This is a genomic window from Orrella sp. JC864, from assembly GCF_037026685.1.
In the GTDB taxonomy this organism is placed as follows: Bacteria; Pseudomonadota; Gammaproteobacteria; order Burkholderiales; family Burkholderiaceae_B; genus Orrella.
Window position 1 is genome coordinate 1 of sequence record NZ_JBANET010000049.1, and the last position, 1,825, is coordinate 1,825.

Annotated in this window: 2 protein-coding genes; both read right to left on the reverse strand. The window is 66.9% G+C overall.

Features of this window, described 5'->3' with window-relative positions; genetic code table 11:
* Positions 1-10: 10 nt before the first annotated feature.
* On the reverse strand, positions 11-1,357 hold the full coding sequence (gene accC / locus V8Z80_RS20825) for an acetyl-CoA carboxylase biotin carboxylase subunit (RefSeq protein WP_155195976.1): 1,347 nt from the start codon (positions 1,355-1,357) through the stop codon (positions 11-13).
* A 1-nt stretch (position 1,358) separates the two neighbouring features.
* Positions 1,359-1,823 carry an acetyl-CoA carboxylase biotin carboxyl carrier protein gene (gene accB, locus V8Z80_RS20830; RefSeq protein ID WP_336063331.1) on the reverse strand — a complete coding sequence of 155 codons (465 nt, stop codon included), beginning with the start codon at positions 1,821-1,823 and terminating at the stop codon, positions 1,359-1,361.
* Positions 1,824-1,825 lie beyond the last annotated feature (2 nt).

The following is a 1,825-nucleotide window of genomic DNA, read 5'->3' on the forward strand; positions in this document are numbered from 1 at the left end:
AGGCGGGCCCCTACGGCCGCTGGGCCAGCTTGTGCTCCAGGTAATGGATGCTGGTGCCGCCTTCGATGAAGCGGGCATCCTGCAGCAGCTCGCGATGCAGCGGGATGTTCGTCGAAATGCCCTCGACCACCATCTCCGACAGCGCGATGCGCATGCGCGCCAGCGCCTGCTCGCGCGTGTCGCCGTAGGTGATGACCTTGGCGATCATCGAGTCGTAGTTCGGCGGCACGAAATAGCCGTTGTACACGTGCGAATCGATCCGCACCCCCGGCCCGCCCGGCACGTGCCAGTTGGTGATGCGCCCGGGGCTGGGCGTGAAGCGGAACGGATCCTCGGCGTTGATGCGGCACTCGATCGAATGGCCCTTGAGCGCGATGTCGCGCTGGCGCAGCGTGAACTTCTCGCCCGCCGCGATCAGGATCTGCTGCTGCACGATGTCCACCCCGGTGATCTGCTCGGTCACCGGATGCTCGACCTGCACGCGCGTGTTCATCTCGATGAAGTAGAACTCGCCGTTCTCGTACAGGAACTCGAACGTGCCCGCCCCGCGGTAGCCCATCTTGCGGCAGGCCTCGGCGCAGCGATCGCCAATGCGCTCGACCAGCCGGCGCGCAATGCCCGGGGCCGGCGCCTCTTCGATCACCTTCTGGTGGCGCCGCTGCATCGAGCAATCACGCTCGCCCAGCCACACCGCGTTGCGCCCGCCGTCGGCCAGCACCTGGATCTCCACGTGCCGCGGATTCTCCAGGAACTTCTCCAGGTAGACCTCCGGGTTGTTGAAGGCCGCCCCGGCTTCCGAACGCGTCATGTTCACCGCGTTGATCAGCGCCGCCTCGGTGTGCACCACGCGCATGCCGCGACCGCCGCCGCCGCCGGCCGCCTTGATGATCACCGGATAGCCCACCTCGCGCGCAATGCGCAGGATCTCCTGCGGATCGTCCGGCAGCGCCCCTTGCGAGCCAGGCACCACCGGCACCCCGGCCTCGATCATCGCGTGCTTGGCGCTGACCTTGTCGCCCATCATCCGGATCGTCTCCGGACGCGGACCGATGAACACGAACCCGCTTTTCTCCACCCGCTCGGCAAAGTCCGCATTCTCGGACAGAAAGCCATAGCCAGGATGGATGGCCTCGGCATCGGTCACCTCGGCCGCCGAGATAATGGCCGGCATATTCAGGTAGCTCTCGCGCGAGGGCGCCGGCCCGATGCACACCGACTCGTCGGCCAGGCGCACATACTTGGCCTGGCGGTCGGCCTCCGAGTGCACCACCACCGTCTTGATGCCCAGCTCGCGGCATGCGCGCTGGATGCGCAAGGCGATCTCGCCACGATTGGCGATCAGGATCTTCTCGAACATATCAACCAATCACGAACAGGGGTTGGCCGTACTCGACCGGCTCGCCGTTTTCGATCAGCACTTCCTTGATCACGCCGGACTTGTCGGCCTCGATCTCGTTGAGCAGCTTCATCGCCTCGATGATGCACAGCGGATCGCCCTCCTTGACCGTCTGGCCCACCTCCACGAACGGCGCCGCCCCAGGGTTGGGCGCGCGATAGAACGTGCCCACCATCGGCGCCTTGACCACGTGGCCCTGCGGCGCCGGCGCCGGCGCCGGCGCGCCCGCCTCGGGCGCGGCGCCCGGCCCCGCTGCGCCCGGCACCCCGGCCTGCACCACCGGCGCATACGCCGGCGCCGCCGGCGCGGCCGACTGCTGCGAGAACTTGACGATGCGAACCTTGCCTTCGCCCTCGGTGATCTCCAGTTCGGCGATGCCCGATTCGGCAACCAGATCGATCAGGGTCTTGAGTTTTCTGAGATCCATAA

Bases quoted from the DNA above. Each gene is read 5' to 3' on its own strand.
- accC (WP_155195976.1), bottom strand. From the start codon at position 1,357: ATGTTCGAGAAGATCCTGATCGCCAATCGTGGCGAGATCGCCTTGCGC.
- accB (WP_336063331.1), bottom strand. From the start codon at position 1,823: ATGGATCTCAGAAAACTCAAGACCCTGATCGATCTGGTTGCCGAATCG.